The following is a 5453-nucleotide window of genomic DNA, read 5'->3' on the forward strand; positions in this document are numbered from 1 at the left end:
CCAGTACCAGCAAGAGCATCATATTGACCTGATGGTAATGGGCGCTTACGGCCATTCCCGCATTCGCCAGTTTATTGTAGGCAGTACAACGACTGCCATGATTAGCAAGGCGAAATGTTCTTTGTTAATTCTTCGCTGATAAAATAGACAACCCGGCTCCCCGCCGGGTTATTTGTTTTATTGTATTACTCATGTTGTTTAAATTTGAAGTAGCCAATCATGTTTAAGTTCAGCATCATGCTGTTTAGTTTGTTTGCGTTGTTATGTTCTCCTTTCGCCTTTGCTGCCAGTGGTCCGTTGCTGTTAACGGCCTCAACCACAGGTTATGTGGCGTTATCTATTTTCATCATTGCTTATATTCTGGTGATGCTGGAAGAAAAGATTCATCTGCGTAAATCCAAACCAGTACTGGTTGCGGCCGGTATAATCTGGGCGTTGATTGGTTGGCGCTACATTCAGGCTGATATGCCAACGGTTACTGAAGAAGCGTTCCGTCATACCTTGCTTGAGTTTGCGGAGCTAATGCTATTTCTGTTGGTCGCCATGACCTACATTAATGCGCTGGAAGAGCGGCGGGTGTTTGATGCGCTGCGCAGCTGGATGGTGCGTAAGGGTTTCAGTTATCAGTCATTGTTCTGGATAACCGGCGTACTATCATTTTTTATCTCGCCAATCGCTGATAACCTGACCACAGCGCTACTGATGTGCGCCGTAGTAATGAAAGTGGCCGAAGGCAATAAGAAGTTTATTAACCTGTGCTGTGTAAACATTGTGGTCGCAGCAAATGCCGGTGGTGCCTTCAGCCCCTTTGGTGACATCACGACGCTGATGGTGTGGCAGGCAGGCGTATTGCGGTTTATGGAGTTCCTGGCGCTGTTCCTGCCATCCGTGGTCAACTATCTGATCCCGGCAATTATTATGAGTTTCTTTGTCGAAAAGCGTAAGCCATCTGCAGTATATGAAGAGGTAGAGTTAAAACGTGGTGCTATTCGTATTCTGTGCCTGTTTTTGCTGACCATTGCTTCTGCTGTTGCCTTTCATTCAGTGCTGCATTTACCGCCGGTGCTTGGCATGATGACCGGCCTTGGTTATTTGCAGTTTTTTGGTTTTTATCTGCGCGTTACCTTACCTGGCTCGTTAGCCCGCAAAAAGGCAATGGCAGAGCGAGCTGGGGATCAGGAGCGTATCAGGTCACTGGGCCAGATAGTCCCCTTTGACGTGTTTAGCCGGGTAGCCCGCGCCGAGTGGGATACGCTGTTGTTTTTCTATGGCGTAGTAATGTGTGTGGGTGGTCTGGGTTTTATTGGCTATCTGGAGCTGATGTCAAACGTGCTGTATACCCAGTGGGATGCGACCTACGCCAACATTGCGTTGGGGCTTATTTCAGCCGTAATCGATAATATTCCGGTGATGTTCGCGGTACTAACGATGATGCCAGAGATGTCGCATGGCCACTGGTTACTTATCACCTTAACGGCCGGGGTGGGAGGTAGTCTGTTATCGATTGGCTCAGCTGCCGGTGTAGCGCTAATGGGGCAGGCACGAGGGTACTACACCTTTATGGGGCATCTGAAATGGGCTCCAGTCATATTATTGGGATATTTTGCCAGTATCGCTGTGCATTTGTGGCTCAATGCTGCCAGTTTTGCCGAGTATGGTCTGGCAAGTTAGCGATTACTGAATTATTTGCGTGAAAATTTGAGCTGGGCTCATTTACAATAGGCATCTGCCAACGATATCTAAATATAACCGAGGGTGAACGCGTGAAACAGTGGCTGCTGTGGCTGATAGTCTGTGTGGTATTTACACCGGTGGCATATGCTGTAACTGGAGAGTTGGATTTAACCGGCTCTCCGGTAGGTATTATTGCGCTGGTGCTATTTGCGTTGGCTTATTTGCTGGTAATGGCAGAAGAGAAAATACATCTGCGCAAGTCTAAACCGGTATTGGTTGCTGCCGGCATTATCTGGGCATTAGTCGCCTGGCGTTATATGCAGGATGGTATCACTGGCGTTACTGCTGAGGCGTTTAGACACACGCTGCTCGAGTTCGCTGAACTGATGTTATTTCTACTGGTGGCAATGACCTACATCAATGCCCTGGAAGAGCGGCGCTTATTTGATTCGTTGCGTGCCTGGTTAATCCGCAAAGGGTTCAGCTACCGTAGTTTGTTCTGGATCAGCGGTGTGCTGGCATTTTTTATTTCATCCTTTGCCAATAACATGACCACAGCCATGCTGATGTGTGCGGTGGTGATGAAAGTAGCCGAAGGTGATAAGCGCTTTATTAATCTTACCTGCGTTAATATTGTTATTGCTGCCAATGCCGGCGGTGCTTTTATTCCATTTGGCGATATTACCACTCTGATGGTCTGGCAAGCGGGTATTATCACTTTTAATGAATTCTTCACCTTGTTTGTTCCGGCGGTAGTGAATTATCTGGTGCCGGCAATTATTATGAGCTTTTTTGTCGAGCGCCGTTACCCTGCAGCGCTGCAGGAAGACGTAGAACTGAAGCGAGGTGCCCTTAGAATTCTCACCTTGTTTCTGGCTACCATCGCCCTGGCAGTGCTGTACCATTCCTGGCTGGATTTACCGCCGGTACTCGGCATGATGACCGGCCTGGGTTTGTTGCAGTTTTTTGGCTATTTTTTGCGCAAAACCTTACCAGGTTCACTGGCGCGTAAGCGGGCAATGGCCGAGCGGGAAGGCGACCAGGAACGCATTCGGTCATTGGGTCAGATAGTCCCGTTTGATGTCTTTAGCCGGATTGCCCGTGCAGAGTGGGATACCCTGCTGTTTTTCTACGGCGTTGTGATGTGCGTGGGTGGTTTGGGTTATATCGGTTACCTGGAGCTGTTATCAACCAGTTTATACACCAATGGTAACCCAACGATTGCTAACGTTGTGCTGGGGTTAATGTCATCGGTAATAGACAACATTCCGGTGATGTTTGCGGTATTAACCATGCAACCCGATATGTCGCATGGCCAGTGGTTGCTAATTACCCTGACTGCCGGTGTTGGCGGTAGTTTATTGTCCATCGGCTCTGCGGCCGGGGTGGCATTAATGGGCCAGGCCCGCGGCTATTACACCTTTATGGGGCACCTGAAATGGGCGCCGGTGATTTTGCTTGGCTATTTTGCCAGCGTCGCCATGCATTTGTGGTTAAATGCCGCCAGCTTTACCTAATTGCCCTTCTCTGACGTCTGGTCTGCTGCAGCAGCACCAGACGTCGGCCTTCCTGTTTATATTGAATACCTTACAAGCTGCTACACTGTAACACTACAAAGTACAGATTGACTGAACCTCTGTGGCTGCCAGCTTGTCTGTTAGTCGGGTTTACGGTTTCTGCTATTCGAATAAGGAGAGGTTATGGGTAAACTACAGGATCAAGCGTTATTAAAGCATTCATCTTACTGGCAGGGGAATTGGCAGAGCGCAGAGCGTTCTTTTAATGTCACTAACCCGGCAAACGGCGAGATTATTGGCACTGTAGCCGATGCAACAGCTGCCGACGCTGAAAAAGCGGTGGCCGCAGCCGATACTGCGCTATCTGACTGGGCGGCACGCCCGGCTGCTGAACGGGCTAAATTTTTAATGCGCTGGCAACAACTTATGCTGCAGCATCAGGACGATTTAGGTCTGCTGTTAACCTTAGAGCAAGGCAAACCGTTAGCGGAAGCTAAGGGCGAAATTGCCTATGGCGCCTCATATCTGGAATGGTTTGCCGAAGAAGCCAAGCGGGTTTACGGCGATACTATCCCTGCTAAAAGCAATGACCAACGGATTATTGTGATAAAACAGCCGGTAGGCGTGGTCGCTGCAATTACCCCCTGGAACTTCCCGAATGCCATGATTGCCCGTAAGGCCGCTGCGGCACTGGCTGCAGGCTGCACCTTTGTGGTTAAACCTGCCCAGCTTACTCCTTTATCGGCACTTGCCATGGCAGAACTGGCTGATCGAGCCGGCATCCCGGCCGGGGTATTTAATGTGGTGGTCAGTACCGATGCAAAAGCGATTGGTAAGGTACTAACAGAAGATCCCAGAGTGGCTAAGTTTAGTTTTACTGGTTCCACCAAAATCGGCAAGCAACTGGCAAAACAGTGTGCCGGCACGGTCAAGCGGGTGTCCCTTGAGCTGGGTGGCAATGCCCCGTTTCTCGTATTCGCCGACGCTGACCTGGATGCAGCAGTTGATGGCCTGATGGCGTCTAAGTTTCGTAATGCTGGCCAAACCTGTGTCTGTACTAACCGGGTGTTGGTAGCAGAGAATGTACTGGACGAGTTTACGACAAAATTGCAGCAAGCCATCAGTAAGCTAAAAATAGGCGACGGCACGTACGACGAAGTAGACATAGGCCCGCTGATTAACACAGAGGCTTGTACCAAAGTCGATGAACTGATTAGCACTGCCGTAACGCAAGGGGCACAGTTAAAGTGCGGGGGTAAGCGGCAATCTGATAACAGCTTATTTTATTTGCCGACTGTGCTGAGCAAAGTAACTAACCAGATGGATATTGCGCAGCAGGAGATATTTGGCCCTGTGGTTGCCTTGCAAAGCTTTAGTGATGAAACACAAGCCATACAACTGGCTAATGCTACCGAGTTCGGTTTAGCCGCCTACTTTTACAGCCGCGATATTGGCCGGATCTGGCGGGTAGCCGAGGCATTACAATATGGCATGGTTGGCATCAATGAAGGCATGGTCTCTAACCCTACTGCACCCTTTGGCGGGGTTAAGCAATCTGGCTATGGCCGCGAAGGATCTAAATACGGCCTGGATGATTATATGGACATTAAATATCTGTGCCTGGGTGGTTTAGATAAGTGAGCTGCCGTCCCACAATAAAATGGATTGTTATTACATGCAGTGGCGCGCTCAGACATGACACTAAGTAGTATTAATCTCCAGTACCTGGAATATGCCGCCAATGGCTTTTATCTGTTGGCGGTATTTTTGGCTGCACGAAACAGCATTCATACCTGGTGGCTGGGGATTATTGGTTGTGCCTTGTTCGCAGTGTTGTTTTTTCAGGTGCAGCTGTATGCCGAGAGCATGCTGATGTTGTTTTTTATTATCACCAATGTGGTCGGTTGGTTTCAGTGGGGTAGGGCCTCTGGTATCAAACCCGTAAGCAGCACCAGGCCGAAAAAATTACTGCTATTTACTGCGCTGGCACTGCTTGTTACCGCGGCGCATGGTTTTATGTTGCACACGCTAACGAATGGCTATGCCCCCTATATTGACTCTGCCATTCTGATGTTCAGTTTAATCGCGCAGTTTTTATTAATGAACCGCAAGCTGGAAACCTGGTGGTTCTGGTTACTGGTTAACACCCTGGCCATTCCGCTGTATATTTCCCGCGAGTTATATGTCACCGCTGTTGTCTATTGCGGCTTCTGGTTTAATGCCTGGTATGGCTTGTATCTGTGGCGTAAGTTAAGGCGCGCA

At 49.1% G+C, this 5453-nt stretch carries 5 protein-coding genes; all 5 read left to right on the forward strand.

From position 1 onward, the window contains the following. Nucleotides 1-139, forward strand: a 139-nt coding sequence (locus ABY802_RS15505) for a universal stress protein (RefSeq protein ID WP_372628034.1), incomplete at its 5' end; no start/stop codon positions are given. An 80-nt stretch (nt 140-219) separates the two neighbouring features. Next, nucleotides 220-1671 carry a sodium:proton antiporter NhaD gene (gene nhaD, locus ABY802_RS15510; RefSeq protein ID WP_372628030.1) on the forward strand — a complete coding sequence of 484 codons (1452 nt, stop codon included), beginning with the start codon at nt 220-222 and terminating at the stop codon, nt 1669-1671. 92 nt (nt 1672-1763) lie between these two features. Continuing rightward, on the forward strand, nt 1764-3191 hold the full coding sequence (gene nhaD, locus ABY802_RS15515) for a sodium:proton antiporter NhaD (RefSeq protein ID WP_372628031.1): 1428 nt from the start codon (nt 1764-1766) through the stop codon (nt 3189-3191). A 183-nt stretch (nt 3192-3374) separates the two neighbouring features. Beyond that, the gene (locus ABY802_RS15520) at nt 3375-4832 is read left to right on the forward strand and encodes an NAD-dependent succinate-semialdehyde dehydrogenase (RefSeq protein ID WP_372628032.1); all 1458 of its coding nucleotides are present in this window, start codon (nt 3375-3377) and stop codon (nt 4830-4832) included. Between the two features lie 54 nt (nt 4833-4886). Beyond that, nucleotides 4887-5453 (forward strand): nicotinamide riboside transporter PnuC (gene pnuC, locus ABY802_RS15525; RefSeq protein WP_372628033.1); only part of this gene is annotated, 567 nt, incomplete at its 3' end.

The sequence above is a fragment of the Arsukibacterium sp. genome, assembly GCF_041616895.1.
Lineage (GTDB): Bacteria > Pseudomonadota > Gammaproteobacteria > Enterobacterales > Alteromonadaceae > Alishewanella.